General features: G+C 73.1%; 16 protein-coding genes. 7 read left to right on the top strand and 9 right to left on the bottom strand.

Going from position 1 to position 12,303, the window contains the following annotated elements; all coding sequences use genetic code 11:
- Nucleotides 1–26: 26 nt before the first annotated feature.
- Nucleotides 27–335, bottom strand: a complete 309-nt coding sequence (locus tag J7523_RS00420; protein ID WP_291881102.1) for a DUF3263 domain-containing protein — start codon at nt 333–335, stop codon at nt 27–29.
- A gap of 150 nt (nt 336–485) precedes the next feature.
- Between J7523_RS00420 and J7523_RS00415 the strand changes: the two genes are divergently transcribed.
- Nucleotides 486–1,163 carry a uracil-DNA glycosylase gene (locus tag J7523_RS00415; RefSeq protein WP_291881100.1) on the top strand — a complete coding sequence of 226 codons (678 nt, stop codon included), beginning with the start codon at nt 486–488 and terminating at the stop codon, nt 1,161–1,163.
- A gap of 94 nt (nt 1,164–1,257) precedes the next feature.
- Entirely contained in the window at nt 1,258–2,073 is an 816-nt protein-coding gene (locus tag J7523_RS00410) for an SGNH/GDSL hydrolase family protein (protein ID WP_291881098.1), read from the top strand.
- Nucleotides 2,074–2,112: 39 nt separating this feature from the next.
- Here J7523_RS00410 and J7523_RS00405 read toward each other — a convergent pair whose 3' ends face one another.
- The 4 genes from J7523_RS00405 to J7523_RS00390 all read right to left on the bottom strand — a co-directional run bounded on the left by J7523_RS00405 (nt 2,113) and on the right by J7523_RS00390 (nt 5,460).
- A complete protein-coding gene (locus J7523_RS00405; RefSeq protein ID WP_291881096.1) occupies nt 2,113–2,943 on the bottom strand; it encodes a hypothetical protein in 831 nt (276 codons plus the stop codon).
- Complete coding sequence (locus J7523_RS00400) at nt 2,940–3,563, bottom strand: S24/S26 family peptidase (protein WP_291881095.1); 624 nt, start codon at nt 3,561–3,563, stop codon at nt 2,940–2,942. The genes J7523_RS00405 and J7523_RS00400 overlap by 4 nt, the downstream gene beginning before the upstream one ends.
- Nucleotides 3,564–3,573: 10 nt before the next feature.
- Nucleotides 3,574–4,026 carry a hypothetical protein gene (locus tag J7523_RS00395; RefSeq protein ID WP_291881093.1) on the bottom strand — a complete coding sequence of 151 codons (453 nt, stop codon included), beginning with the start codon at nt 4,024–4,026 and terminating at the stop codon, nt 3,574–3,576.
- 237 nt (nt 4,027–4,263) lie between these two features.
- Complete coding sequence (locus J7523_RS00390) at nt 4,264–5,460, bottom strand: ATP-binding protein (protein ID WP_291881091.1); 1,197 nt, start codon at nt 5,458–5,460, stop codon at nt 4,264–4,266.
- Nucleotides 5,461–5,568: 108 nt separating this feature from the next.
- Here J7523_RS00390 and J7523_RS00385 point away from each other — a divergent pair, with 108 nt between their 5' ends.
- From J7523_RS00385 to J7523_RS00375, 3 genes are all read left to right on the top strand, one after another.
- Complete coding sequence (locus J7523_RS00385; protein WP_291881090.1) at nt 5,569–6,240, top strand: response regulator transcription factor; 672 nt, start codon at nt 5,569–5,571, stop codon at nt 6,238–6,240.
- A gap of 104 nt (nt 6,241–6,344) precedes the next feature.
- Nucleotides 6,345–7,778 (top strand): alkaline phosphatase, encoded by a 1,434-nt coding sequence (phoA, locus tag J7523_RS00380; protein WP_291881088.1) that lies wholly within the window; start codon nt 6,345–6,347, stop codon nt 7,776–7,778.
- A 100-nt stretch (nt 7,779–7,878) separates the two neighbouring features.
- Nucleotides 7,879–8,466: a pentapeptide repeat-containing protein gene (locus J7523_RS00375; protein ID WP_291881086.1), complete on the top strand. Its 588-nt coding sequence runs from the start codon at nt 7,879–7,881 to the stop codon at nt 8,464–8,466.
- A gap of 7 nt (nt 8,467–8,473) precedes the next feature.
- On the opposite strand, the gene J7523_RS00370 is transcribed toward J7523_RS00375, so the two are convergent.
- The gene (locus J7523_RS00370) at nt 8,474–8,680 is read right to left on the bottom strand and encodes a hypothetical protein (protein WP_291881084.1); all 207 of its coding nucleotides are present in this window, start codon (nt 8,678–8,680) and stop codon (nt 8,474–8,476) included.
- 55 nt (nt 8,681–8,735) lie between these two features.
- On the opposite strand from J7523_RS00370, the gene J7523_RS00365 reads away from it, so the two are divergent.
- Nucleotides 8,736–9,191, top strand: coding sequence for a MarR family transcriptional regulator (locus J7523_RS00365; RefSeq protein ID WP_291881082.1), 456 nt, complete (start codon nt 8,736–8,738; stop codon nt 9,189–9,191).
- Between the two features lie 3 nt (nt 9,192–9,194).
- On the opposite strand, the gene J7523_RS00360 is transcribed toward J7523_RS00365, so the two are convergent.
- Together J7523_RS00360 and J7523_RS00355 are read right to left on the bottom strand one after the other, a co-directional pair.
- Complete coding sequence (locus J7523_RS00360) at nt 9,195–10,325, bottom strand: LacI family DNA-binding transcriptional regulator (RefSeq protein WP_291881080.1); 1,131 nt, start codon at nt 10,323–10,325, stop codon at nt 9,195–9,197.
- Nucleotides 10,322–10,540 (bottom strand): hypothetical protein, encoded by a 219-nt coding sequence (locus J7523_RS00355; RefSeq protein WP_291881078.1) that lies wholly within the window; start codon nt 10,538–10,540, stop codon nt 10,322–10,324. Before J7523_RS00355 ends, J7523_RS00360 begins: the two co-directional genes overlap by 4 nt.
- A 168-nt stretch (nt 10,541–10,708) precedes the next feature.
- On the opposite strand from J7523_RS00355, the gene J7523_RS00350 reads away from it, so the two are divergent.
- A complete protein-coding gene (locus J7523_RS00350; protein ID WP_291881077.1) occupies nt 10,709–10,981 on the top strand; it encodes a hypothetical protein in 273 nt (90 codons plus the stop codon).
- Nucleotides 10,982–11,055: 74 nt separating this feature from the next.
- Here the strand turns inward: J7523_RS00350 and J7523_RS00345 are convergent, their stop codons facing one another.
- The gene (locus tag J7523_RS00345) at nt 11,056–12,039 is read right to left on the bottom strand and encodes a glycoside hydrolase family 11 protein (protein ID WP_291881075.1); all 984 of its coding nucleotides are present in this window, start codon (nt 12,037–12,039) and stop codon (nt 11,056–11,058) included.
- Nucleotides 12,040–12,303: the final 264 nt, after the last annotated feature.

Raw genomic sequence — 12,303 nt, 5'->3', positions numbered from 1 at the left:
CGACAGGCTAGCCTGCCGCGCTGTCGTCAGGCGTCGGCTCCGAGGCGACGCGCGGTGCGGGCTCGCTGGCGCGACGTGCGCATGCGGCGCAGGCGCTTGACGAGCATCGGGTCGTGCGCGAGGGCCGCCGGGTCGTCGATGAGCGCGTTCACGATCTGGTAGTACCGCGTGGCGGACATGTCGAACAGCTCGCGGATGGCCTGCTCCTTGGCGCCCGCGTACTTCCACCACTGACGCTCGAACGCGAGGATCTGCTCGTCGCGCTCGGACAGTCCCGACGTCCCGGTGACGCCCTCGGAGAGCGTGTCGAGCGTGAGCGCCGCTGCGGCGTCCATACGTCCTCCTCGTGCGCGGCCCGGCGAGCGGGGGTGCGGGTCGGCGGCCATCGTACGGCGGTAATCACAGCGGTGTCATTCGCGCGCGCCGCACGTCACCCGACCCGCGCACGCCCCCGCCGTCGGGACGGACACGGGTAGCCTCGCCGCGTGACGCCGGCCGCACTGGACACCCTCGTCGCCCCCGACTGGGCGCTGGCCCTCGCCCCCGTCGAGCCGCAGATCCGGGCCGCGGGCCAGTTCCTGCGCGACGAGGTCGCGGCGGGCCACGGGTACCTGCCGGCGGGCGACGCCGTGCTGCGGGCGTTCGCACGGCCGATGGCCGACGTGCGCGTGCTCGTCGTCGGTCAGGACCCCTACCCGACGCCGGGGCACCCGATGGGGCTGTCGTTCTCGGTGCAGCCCGACGTGCGCCCGCTGCCCCGCTCGCTCGACAACATCTTCCGCGAGCTCGTCGCCGACGTCGGGGTCCCGGCGCCGACGTCGGGCGACCTGTCCCCGTGGGCCGACCAGGGCGTCATGCTGCTCAACAGGGTCCTCACCGTGCGGCCCGGCGCCCCCGCGTCGCACCGGCGCCGGGGCTGGGAGGCCGTGACCGACCGGGCCATCGCCGCGCTCGTCGAGCGGGGCGGACCGCTCGTCGCCGTCCTGTGGGGACGCGACGCGCAGTCGCTCAAGCCGGCCCTGGGGTCGGTACCGACCGTCGAGTCGGTGCACCCGTCACCGCTGTCGGCGAGCCGCGGGTTCTTCGGGTCGAGGCCGTTCTCGGCCGTCAACCGCCTGCTCGAGGCGCAGGGGGCCGCCCCGGTGGACTGGCGCCTGCCCTGACCTCGCCTGCCCGCGCGGCGCGCTGCACCGCGGCGCGAGCGGCCCGGCAGGCCGTCCGGCGCGTCGGTCCCGAAGCGTGTGCACAATGGCGGACGTGAACGTGAACGGCTCACCGCTCCCCGCGCCCCGCTGGTCCCGCTACGTCGCCGTCGGCGACTCGTTCACGGAAGGCCTCTGGGACGACCCCGACGGCCGCGACGCACCGCAGCGCGGCTGGGCGGACGTCGTGGCGGCCCGGATCTCGGCGCGGCGGGTCGCGGCCGGTCAGACCCCGCTCGAGTACGCCAACCTCGCGATCCGGGGACGCCTGCTGCGCCCGATCCTCGGCGAGCAGCTGCCGAAGGCGCTCGCGCTGCAGCCCGACCTCGTGAGCCTCATCGGCGGCTACAACGACATGCTGCGGCCGGCCACGGACATCGACCGGCTCGCCCGGAACCTCGAGGCGGCGGTCGCGCGCGTGCGGGCCACGGGTGCGGACGTGCTGCTCGCGACAGGGGCGGACGCGGGCGACAGCCCCCTCATCCGGTCGACCCGCAGCCGCGTCGGCCTCTACAACACGCACGTGTGGTCGATCGCCCGTCGGCAGGGCGCGTTCGTGCTGGACCTGTGGGGCATGCGCTCGCTGCGGGACTGGCGGATGTGGTCCGAGGACCGCATCCACCTCACGACCGAGGGGCACGCGCGCGTCGCGCAGGCCGCGCTCGTCGGGCTCGGGCTGCCCCCGGACGACGAGGCGTGGGACGACCCGTTGACCCCGCTGCCGCCCGTCCCGCGGCTGGACAAGGCACGGGAGGACGCGCTGTGGTTCCGCGAGCACGTCTACCCGTGGGCCACCCGGCGGCTGCGCGGCAGGTCGTCGGGCGATCTGCGGGTGCCGAAGCGTCCCGAGCTCAGCCCCGTCGAGCAGTAGGCGTCAGCACGGCGCGGGCGCGCCGGTCGCGGCCCCGCGTCAGGGGCAGCTGTAGACGACGTTGTTGCCGAGCGGCGACGTCAGGGACCCGACGAAGTCGAGCGTGAGCGGTGAGCCCGACGACACGTGCTGGGTGCCGCGGTTCGGCTGGCCCTGGTAGGTGACGACGCGCGTCGAGCCCGAGCAGAAGCCCGCCGGCAGCGGCTGCAGGGCCCAGTTGCCCGCGTACTCGCCGACGTACCGGGCGACGAACGGGAAGCTCGTGAGGTTCGCGAAGTCGAACGTCGCCTGCCACTGCACCGGCTGGGCGCTCGTCGTGGTGACGGTCGCCTTGATGTTGTAGACGTCCGCCCGGCCGTCGGTGTCCGGACCGAACGAGACCGCGCACGTCGCACCGGACGAGTTGGGTCCCAGGACGACGCACGACCCTGCCGCGGCGGGCGCGAACGTCCAGGTCGCCGGGACGGGCCACGTGTCGACGGAGACGAACACCTTGCCGGCGGACGAGCTCGGCGGGGTGAACGGCGTCGCTGCGGTCGCGGTGAACGCGCCGCCCGCGATCGCACCGGTGCCGTCGAGGACGACGGTGCTGGTCGACGGGCCGGTCGACGTCGAGACGATCACGCGTCCTGTCGTGCACGTGCCCGCCAGGCCCGTGACGCGGACCTGCGTGTACTGGCCGCCGGTCGAGGTGCCCGTCGGGGTCACGACCGCGGGGCCGGCGGTGCACCGCGGCCCGGACTGGTCGTACGGCGACGTGCCGCCCGTGAGCCTCAGACCCGCGGCGCCGGCGGTCGACAGGCCGGCCACGACGAGGCAGAGCAGGGCGACGACCGCGCTCACGGCGAGCCGCCGAGCCACGCGCGTCATGACGAGGAGGTGGACGACGGCGAGGCGCTGACGGGGGTGTCGACGACCGGGCCGGCGACGCCGTCCGTCACGTCGGGGGCACGGCCCGCCTCCGGGGCGTCGGGCGTCTCGTCATCGTCGTCGTCGCCGCGCGGCCAGACCAGCAGCCCGATCGCGATGACGATGAGCGACCCCCACACCAGGGGCGACATGACGGCCCGGCCCAGGAGCCCGACCCGGGGGACGTGCAGGCGTGCGACGCCGACCACGTCCGCGTCCGTCGGGCTGAACGGGTCGAGCCACGAGTTGTTGTCGCCCTGCACCTGCCACCCGTGGGTCCCGTCGCCGCCGACGAGGCGGTGGATCACCCGGGCGCCGCCGTAGCCCTCGGGCTCGTAGACGACGACGTCGCCCACCTGCGGGGTCGCGCAGCGCGACACGACCAGGTCGCCCGTGTAGTACGTCGGCTCCATCGAGTGGCCGGAGACCACGGTCAGCGTGGTGCAGCCACCGAGGCTCGTGGGCCACACCAGCCAGCCCGCGACGACCACCGCGCCGTAGAACAGGACCTGCAGGACGACGCGCAGCACCCGGCGCGCGACGTGCGCGCCGGGTGCTGCGGTGTCGACCTGCTGGTCCATCGGTGGTGCCTCAGCCGTAGATGGTGAGCGCGACCTTGGTCACCGCGTCAGCGGCGACGGCGGCGGGCAGGGTCACCGTGAGGGTGCCGTAGCCGGCCGTGACGTTCGTCAGCGCGACGGCGGTGCCGGTCGTGGCGGACGGGACCTCGACCGTGGCCGGGGTCGTGCCGTAGGTGAGCGCGACGCGCGAGAGCTTCGAGGCGCACGCCGTCGAGACGTTGCGGAACTCGAGGCTTGTCGTGCCGTACGTGCCGGCCGTCAGCGTCGGCGAGCCGAAGCCGACGGTGATGTCCTGACCGGCGGGCTGGCAGTTCGCGACCGTCTGCACGCCGGCCTGGAACTGCGAGCTGTTCGTGTTCAGGTTGAGCTGCGTGGCGGACGCCAGCGAGAGGCCGGCGACACCGAGGACCGCGAGCGCGACGGCGATGCCCTTGCGGGACTTCGAGGACTTCGAGGAAGCCATGGTGTTCTCCTGATCGTGTGCTGCCGTGGGCGTCGGCACCTCACCGAGACCCGCTCACGGGAGCGTCGAGCTGCCAGCCGTGAACGTAGGTGTCTTCGGCAACCGGCCCCCGGGCGGGGTGGGTGCCAGCACCCGGGGCCGTCAGGATGTCCGTCTTCTTCACCCGGGACGGATCAGATCCGGCGGGACGATCCGGATCAACCGCCCTCAGGTCCGGCTGCGCCGAACGGGTGATCGTCAGGCGTCGTGGGCGCCGAGCGGCATGCGGGCGACGAGCCGCGCGCCGCGCACCGTGCCGGGCGACAGGTCCACGCTGCCGCCGACGAGCGCCAGCCGGTGACCGATCCGTGCGGTGCCCGACGCGGCGCCGGCGGACGCCGGGTCGTACGTCTCGCCGTCGTTCTCGACGGCGATCACGAGGTGGTCGCCGTCCATCATGAGGTCGACCCTGACCTTGGACGCGGGGCCGTGCTTGAGCGCGTTCGTCACGCCCTCCTCGACGACCCGGACGGCGAGCAGCCGCTCGGACAGCGACAGGTGGTTGCCACACGGGTCGTCGACCTGACGCACCTCGTCGGTGACCTCGAGCTGGGTGGCGATGCTCGCGGGCAGCCGCCCGAGGAGCGCGCGGACGGCCGGGACGAGGCCCAGCTCGAGCCGGTCCGGGTAGAGCAGACGGCTCATCTCGCGCACGTCGATCTGGCGCGCCTGGTCGAGCTCGGAGCGCACCCAGTCGAGCGAGGCCCGGTCGTGCTCGTCGAGCCCGTCCTGGACGTGCGCGAGCACGGACGCGAGGCGCGCGTCGACGAGCACGAGCTTCTGCTGCAGCGTCCCGTGCAGTCCCTCGGCGACCTCGCGGCGCACGCGGATCTCCTCCTGCTCGAGCGCCTGCACGGCGAGCTCGACGAGCACGGCGTCCCGCTCCGCGGCGCGCGTCTTGGCGCGCGAGCGCCTCCGGGAGACGAGCCCCCAGTAGCCGATGGACGAGGAGATGAGCGCGATCGCGAACCCGCTGAGCAGCTCGGCCTGCTGGGTCTCGAAGTCCGGGTCGACGTACACGCCGAACGCGACCTGTGCGGCGAGCCGTGTCCCGGCGGCCGCGATCGAGCCACCGACGGCGGCGAGCAGCATCTGCCAGACCTTCGTGGCCCGCCACGCGCGCAGCCCGGCGAACGTCGTGACGAGCGCGAGCACCGCGAGCGCGTTCGCGGCGAGGCGCTGCCACACGGTGACGGCGTCCCAGCCGGGGATGAGCCGCGCGTAGATGTACGCGCTCTGCATCGAGGCCCCGACGGCGTACCCGGTGGCGACGACGACGGTGACGCGCAGCAGCACGAGGCGGTCGTTGTGGAGGTCGGCGACGCGGGCGGCGTGGACGAGGGCGGGCTCGGCGGGCGCGCTCGTGGGCGCCTGCTCGCGGCTCGTCGTCGGCATCGTGCTCACCCTGTCGGTGTCTGGTCGCGTCCCCCGGACGGGCGGCTGCGGCGGCGCTCCGTGGCGCGTGTCGCGCATCGGGCCACGGCGCAGACGATACTGGCGGCGATGAGTGTTCCCACCGCCGACCCGGTGCGCGTCGCCGTGGTCGAAGACCAGCCGCTGTTCCGCTCGATGCTCGAACGCATGCTCGACGAGACCCCCGGTCTGCACGTCGTCGCGGCGCTCGGGACCGTCACCGAGGCGACCCGCGTGCTGCGCCCCGGGCTCGCCCATGTCGCGGTCCTCGACATCGACCTGCCGGACGGCAACGGCATCGCCCTCGGCGTCACGCTGCGTCGTGCGCAACCCGACCTCGGCATCCTCCTGCTGTCCGCGCACGACGCGATGGACCTGCTCCTCGACCTCCCCCGGGACGTCGCCGCGGGGTGGGGCTACCTGTCGAAGACGTCGTCGACGAGCGAGGAGGTGCTGGTCGCAGCGGTGCGGGCCGCGGCGGTCGGCGAGACCGTGCTCGACCCGGCGCTCCTGGAGCGCATGACTCCGCGGGCCGGCTCGGCCGTCGCGCGGCTCACCGACCGGCAGTACGACGTGCTGCGGCTGCTGGCCGCCGGGCTGTCGAACGCGGGCATCGGGACGCGGCTCGGCATCACCGAGAAGTCGGTGCAGAACCACGTCAACGCGATGTACGCGACGCTCGGCATCGACACCGACCCGAGCCGCAACCCGCGGGTGAGCGCGGCCCTGCGGCTGCTCGAGGAGACCGGTCCGTCCGCCTGACCGACGCGTCCCGTTCCTCCCGTTCTCACTCCTCGGTCACTTTCACCCGGTCGACTCCTGCCGCGACGTCCGTCGCAGCAGGGGGACGAGACGGAAGGACCACCATGAGGACACGAGCTGTCCGTCCGATCGCGGCGGCGGTGACCGCGGCAGCACTGGTGCTCGGCGGTGCCGCCGCCTGGGCCACGACGTCGGACCTCACCGGCAACGGCCAGGCCCGCCGACTGTCCGGGGACCAGACGAGTGCCGTCCGGGACGCCGTCAAGGGCGGGCCCGCGCGGAACGTCATCCTGCTGATCGGCGACGGGATGGGTGACTCGGAGATCACGGTCGCCCGCAACTACCGGTACGGCGCGGCGGGCCGGTTCCCGGGCATCGACGCGCTCCCGCTGACGGGCCAGTACACGACGTACTCGCTCGACAGGACGGACGGGAAGCCGGACTACGTGACCGACTCGGCCGCGTCCGGCTCGGGCTGGGCGACCGGCACGAAGACGTACAACGGCGCGATCTCGGTGGACGTGCACGGCGCACCGCAGCGCACGCTGCTCGAGATCGCCCGGGCGAACGGCCTGCGCACCGGTGACGTCAGCACGGCCGAGCTGCAGGACGCGACCCCGGCCGTGCAGGTGGCGCACGTGACCGACCGGTCCTGCTACGCCCCGACGGCAACGACGACGAAGTGCCCCACGAACGCGCTGCAGAACGGCGGCCTCGGCTCGATCACCGAGCAGCTCATCGGCGCGCGCGCCGACGTCACGCTCGGTGGTGGCGCGAAGTCGTTCGACGAGCAGGCCGTCGCGGGACCGTGGGCGGGCAAGACGCTGCTGCAGCAGGCCAAGGAGCGCGGCTACCAGGTCGTGACGGACGCGGCCGGCCTCGACGCCGTCCGGAAGGCGGACCAGAGGTCGCCGGTCCTCGGCCTGTTCGCCCCCGGCAACATGCCCGTGCGCTGGACCGGCCCGCTCGCCACCCACACCGGCGGCACCGAGCCCGCCGTCACCTGCACGCCCAACCCGGCGTACACCGCGAACCGGCCGACGCTCCAGGCGATGACGACGAAGGCGATCGCGCTCCTCGACGACCGGCGCGACCGCAAGGGCTTCTTCCTGCAGGTCGAGGGCGCGAGCATCGACAAGCAGGACCACGCGGCCGACCCGTGCGGCCAGATCGGCGAGACGGTCGACCTCGACGAGGCCGTGCAGGCCGCGCTCGCGTTCGCGAAGAAGGACGGCAACACGCTCGTCGTCGTCACCGCGGACCACGGCCACTCGAGCCAGATCGTCTACCCGAACACGCTGACGCCCGGCCTCACGCGCACGCTGCTCACGGCCGACGGCAAGCCGATGACGGTCGCGTACGGCACGGCGGACACCGGCGGCTCGCAGGACCACACCGGCACGCAGGTGCGGGTCGCGGCGTCCGGCCCGCGGGCCGCGAACGTCGTGGGCCTCACGGACCAGACGGACCTGTTCTTCACGATCCGGGACGCGCTGCGGCTCGACCCGGACGCGCAGGGGCCGCGCGACCACCACTGACGGCCTGCGTCGCCTGACGACGCCCCGGGACGCCGGCCCCGGGGCGTCGTCGCGTGTCGGCGGCGTGCGCCAGGATGTCCCGGTGACGAAGGAGCGGGCCGTGACGACGTCGACCGTGCGCGGCGAGGACTGGTACGCCCGGGAGCTGTCCGGCGAGACGTTCGAGCAGGTCGCGTTCGTCGGTGTCGACATGACCGAGGTGCGGACCACGGGTGCGGTGTTCGACGGGTGCACGTTCCGCGACGTCAAGCTCAACGCGTCGGTCCACGTCGACACCGCGTTCAGCAACTGCACGTTCAACGGCGTGACGTTCTTCGACACCCGGCTCGAGCGCTGCAAGCTCCTCGGCAGCGTCTTCGACCGCTGCACGTTCGAGGTGATGCGGGTCGACGGCGGGAACTGGTCGTTCGTCGAGCTGCCCGCGGCGGACCTGCGCTCGGCGGAGCTGCGGGGCGTCCGGCTGCGCGAGGCGGACCTCACGGGCGCGAAGCTCGTGGGGTCGACCGTGCGGGACTGCGACCTCACGGGTGCGACGCTGCACCGCGCCGACCTCACCGGGTGCGACCTGCGCGGCAGCGACCTCGTCGGCATCGACCTGGAGACCGTCGCGCTGCGGCGGGCCGTGATCACGCTGCCGCAGGCCGTGGTGCTCGTCGAGGCCATGGGCCTCGACGTCCGGGCGGACTAGCGCCCGGTCACTCCGTGGCGTCCGGCCGCTCGACGAGGAACGAGCGCCCGCCCGGCCCTCGCACGACCCGCTCGAAGTCGGCGCGCAGCCGCTCGTCGCGCTCGCGCTCGTCGTCCGTGCGCGCGCGTCCCCGGGCGCGGACGGGGCTGATCTGCGCCGGCCCGAGGTAGGTCAGCAGCCACTCGGTCAGGTCCCTGCGCCGCCGCTCGGCCATCGCGTCCTCCAATGATTAGTGCACTCACTATAAGCGCACGACCTATCCTCGTCACATGAGCGAAGCGGTGGTCGACCCCCTCGCCGTCGAGGCGCAGGTGTGCCTCACGGTCTCCGCGGCGGCGCGCGCGCTCGTCGGCTTCTACCGCCCCCTGCTCGCACCGCTCGGCCTCACGCACCCGCAGTACCTCGCGATGCTCGCCCTCTGGCAGTACGACCGGCTCTCGCTCAAGGAGCTCGCCGCCCTGCTGCACCTCGAGCCCGCGACGACGTCTCCCCTGGTCAGGCGGCTCGAGGCGATGCGGCTGGTCCGCCGGGAGAAAGACCCCGACGACGAGCGCGCGCTGGCGATCGTGCTCACCGACGCGGGCCGGGAGATGCGGGCGTCGGCCGTCGACATCCCCGCGACGATGGTCGAGCGGCTCGGGCTCGAGCGCGCGCAGATCGACGAGATCCGGCGTGCCGCGGAGCTGCTCGTCGCGGCGTGCGCGGCGGCGACCCCGCAGGACTGAGCGTCAGGCGGGAGCCGGGCCCGTGCTGTCGCGCACCACGAGCGTCGTCGGCACCCACACGGCGTCCGGCCCCTCGCCCACGGAAGCGTCACCCCGCGACCGGGCGATGGCTCGCGTGAGCGCGGTCGCGGCCGCGCGGCCCTTGGCCTCGAGGTCCTGCCGCACGGTGGTGAGCGCGGGCTGCGCACGACGCGCGATCGGGCTGTCGTCGTAGCCGACCACGGACACGTCCTCGGGCACCCGCACGCCCTGCGCCCGGGCGACCCGCTCGAACGTCCACGCGATGAGGTCGGAGAAGCACAGGACGGCCGTCGGCCGGTCGTCGAGGTCGAGCAGGATGCGGGCGCCGTCCTCGGCGTTGGCCTCGGTGTTGTCGGGCAGGTGCACCACGGTCACGTCGGCGCCGGCCGGGCCGAGCGCGCTCATCCATCCCTCGACACGCTCGCGGGACACGTAGCCGGCACCGGCGGTCGCCGGGTCGGGGGCGATGCCGGTGGACCGGTCGTTCGCGGTGGTGAGGATGCCGATGCGGCGATGACCGAGGTCGAGCAGGTGCTGCGCGGCGGCCCGGGCGCCCACCCGGTCGTCGAGCAGCACGCTCGACGCTCCCGCGATCGGCGCCTGGTCGACGAACACGAGCGGCAGCTTGCGCTTGATGAGCCAGTTGATCGGCGCCATGTCGCCCGCGCACGAGTAGACGAGCGCGCCGTCCATGGGGATGTCGCGGGCGGGGATCCGGTCGGGCGACTCGACCGACGGCAGCAGCGCGAGGGCCAGGCCGGTGGGCGCGAGCTCCTGCGCGACCGAGCCGAAGAACGCGGCCGCGATGGGGTCCTGGAACGCGGAGCCGACCGACTCGGTGAGCAGCACGCCCACCGCGCCCGTGGTGCCGCGTGCGAGGCTGCGGGCCGCGGGGTCGGGGCCGACGTAGCCGAGCTCGTCGGCCGCCTGCAGGATCGTCGCGCGCAGCTCGGCGGACAGCTGGTCCGGCCGGGAGAACGCGTTCGAGACCGTCATCCGGCTCACGCCGACGCGGTCCGCGATCGTCTGGAGCGTCACCCGCCCCACGGCGCCACCCTCGCTCGTGCCATACGAGCCAGGGTAGGCGTCCGCGGGGCGCGTGGCGGTCGTCATGCGGCGTGCCCCACCTCACGGCGGAGGTCGTGAGCGGCGGGAGGCGCGACGGCCTCGGCCACCCGGTGCAGCACCGCGGCGAGGGCGCCACGCGTCCGGACCGCGTGCGGTCGGCGCTCCTTGCGCGGGCGCGGTTCGACGACCGGGGCGTCGGCCTCGGCGCTGTGCACGAGGCGCAGCGTCGCCTTGCGGGACATCAGCAGGCTGATGGGCATCGGGTCCATGGTTCCGGTCTCTCCTCTCGGGTTTCTGTACCGCTACAGTAACCCCGGCTTCTATACCGGTCAAGACGTCTTGCGGCCCTTCCCCTCACCTCTCGTCCACACGCGCCCAGGTGAATCGGCACAGGGTGCAGCATCGCCGACGTCACGGCCGCGTCGTACGTGATCGCCTGCGACGACCCCGAGACGTTCGGGCTGCGCTACTACGACGTCAACAGCACCGGCGAGTGGCACCCTGTCGACACGGACGCCGATCTCTCGTCGGCGCTGGTCGAGAGCATGCTCGGATGCGGCTCACCACGGATGCCGTGGACATCGAGCGGCCGGGCGCTGCCGGCGGCACTGGCGGAGGACGGCTGGAGTGACGCGTTCATGCTCGCCGACGAGCCCGGTGGCGATTTCCCGATCCCAGGCAGACGGGTCTGCACCGACTGAGCAGCGCGGCACGCACGGGGGCCGTCCGTCGGAGCTGCTCCGACGGACGGCCCCGCTGGGCGTGACGAGTCAGGTCACCGTGGCGAGCAGATGCCCCACGGGACCCAGTTCAGGTTCTGCGAGCCCTTGTAGTACGTGACACCGAAGGAGTTGCTCCCGGCCGGCGTGAACGTGTTGCCGTTGCGGTTGGCGCCCCACGAGCTCTGGATCGACTGCCCGCTGTTCGGGTACACCGTGACGCTCCAGTTGGTCGCGCCCGAGACGTCGTACGTCACGTTGAAGCGGTCGCCCCACTCCTGCGTCTTCGTCGCCGTCGCGGTGCAGCTGCCACCGCCGGTGTTCCCGCCACCGCCGGTGTTGCCGCCCCCACCGGTGTTGCCCCCGCCACCGGTGTTGCCGCCGCCGCCCGAGCCCTCGCTCACCGTGATGCTCGAGGAGCCGGACGACTGGTAGCCCTCCGTGGCCATGATCATGTAGCTGTGGTTGCCGAGGTTCATGCCCTTCGAGGCCCAGGCGTCGAAGTGGTTGCCGGTCGTGATGGTCCCGCCGGTCCGCTTGGACGTCCGCACCGACCAGTACTGGTAGAACGTCTGGGTGCCGTCGATGGACGGCTGGTTGACGCGCTGGGTCCGGTAGATGTCGTACGTGCCGCCGTCGCTGTTGACCTGGCCCATGTACGTGCCCGTCGGACGGTAGGTGCCCCAGTTGTCGACGATGTAGTACTCGACGAGCGGGTTGCGGGTCCAGCCGTACAGCGCGAGGTAGGAGTTGCCGCCGGGGTTGAACGAGCCGGAGTAGTTGACCGTCTTGCGGCCGCCGGTGGCCCAGCCCTTGCCGCCGACCCAGTTGTTGATGCCGCTCCACGACGAGCGATAGCTGCCACCGTCGCTCAGCGTGAACTGGACGTTCCCCGAGTCCTTCCAGAACGAGTAGTACCACCCGTTGTGGGTGCCCGTGCTGTTGTTGGTGATCGTCTGGTCAGCGGCCTGGGCCGGGGCGGCGAGCGCGATGCCGCCGGCGACCGCCGCCGCCGTCCCTAGGCTCAGGAGCCTCGTCATCAGGCGGCGGGACGCGCCTCCGCGCCGCCGAACAGCGAAAGTTTCGGCCATCGTGCACCTCTCTTTGCGGGTGGAACTGCGATAGCGCGCCCCGTCGCGCGCACACCCGGAGATGCTGGCCCTCCGCCAGGGCCTTGTACATCGATGAAAAGTTTCAGTTGGGGACGAGCGCGCCGCCCGGCGGGCGTCCACGACGGCGCGCGTCGGCGTGCCACGGCAGCGGCACCACGGTCTGTATCGGTCAAGGTTTCGCCGTTCGAGGCA

Source organism: Cellulomonas sp., from assembly GCF_017744555.1.
GTDB lineage: Bacteria > Actinomycetota > Actinomycetes > Actinomycetales > Cellulomonadaceae > Cellulomonas.
The sequence above is the reverse complement of the archived record's forward strand: the minus strand, read 5'-3'. Positions and strand labels throughout refer to the sequence as shown.

What these genes read in the sequence shown, in the direction of transcription:
- J7523_RS00420 (WP_291881102.1), bottom strand. Translation starts at nt 335, where the DNA reads ATGGACGCCGCAGCGGCGCTCACGCTCGACACGCTCTCCGAGGGCGTC.
- J7523_RS00405 (WP_291881096.1), bottom strand. Translation starts at nt 2,943, where the DNA reads ATGACGCGCGTGGCTCGGCGGCTCGCCGTGAGCGCGGTCGTCGCCCTG.
- J7523_RS00400 (WP_291881095.1), bottom strand. Translation starts at nt 3,563, where the DNA reads ATGGACCAGCAGGTCGACACCGCAGCACCCGGCGCGCACGTCGCGCGC.
- J7523_RS00395 (WP_291881093.1), bottom strand. Translation starts at nt 4,026, where the DNA reads ATGGCTTCCTCGAAGTCCTCGAAGTCCCGCAAGGGCATCGCCGTCGCG.
- J7523_RS00390 (WP_291881091.1), bottom strand. Translation starts at nt 5,460, where the DNA reads ATGCCGACGACGAGCCGCGAGCAGGCGCCCACGAGCGCGCCCGCCGAG.
- J7523_RS00385 (WP_291881090.1), top strand. Translation starts at nt 5,569, where the DNA reads ATGAGTGTTCCCACCGCCGACCCGGTGCGCGTCGCCGTGGTCGAAGAC.
- phoA (WP_291881088.1), top strand. Translation starts at nt 6,345, where the DNA reads ATGAGGACACGAGCTGTCCGTCCGATCGCGGCGGCGGTGACCGCGGCA.
- J7523_RS00370 (WP_291881084.1), bottom strand. Translation starts at nt 8,680, where the DNA reads ATGGCCGAGCGGCGGCGCAGGGACCTGACCGAGTGGCTGCTGACCTAC.
- J7523_RS00365 (WP_291881082.1), top strand. Translation starts at nt 8,736, where the DNA reads ATGAGCGAAGCGGTGGTCGACCCCCTCGCCGTCGAGGCGCAGGTGTGC.
- J7523_RS00360 (WP_291881080.1), bottom strand. Translation starts at nt 10,325, where the DNA reads ATGACGACCGCCACGCGCCCCGCGGACGCCTACCCTGGCTCGTATGGC.
- J7523_RS00355 (WP_291881078.1), bottom strand. Translation starts at nt 10,540, where the DNA reads ATGCCCATCAGCCTGCTGATGTCCCGCAAGGCGACGCTGCGCCTCGTG.
- J7523_RS00345 (WP_291881075.1), bottom strand. Translation starts at nt 12,039, where the DNA reads ATGACGAGGCTCCTGAGCCTAGGGACGGCGGCGGCGGTCGCCGGCGGC.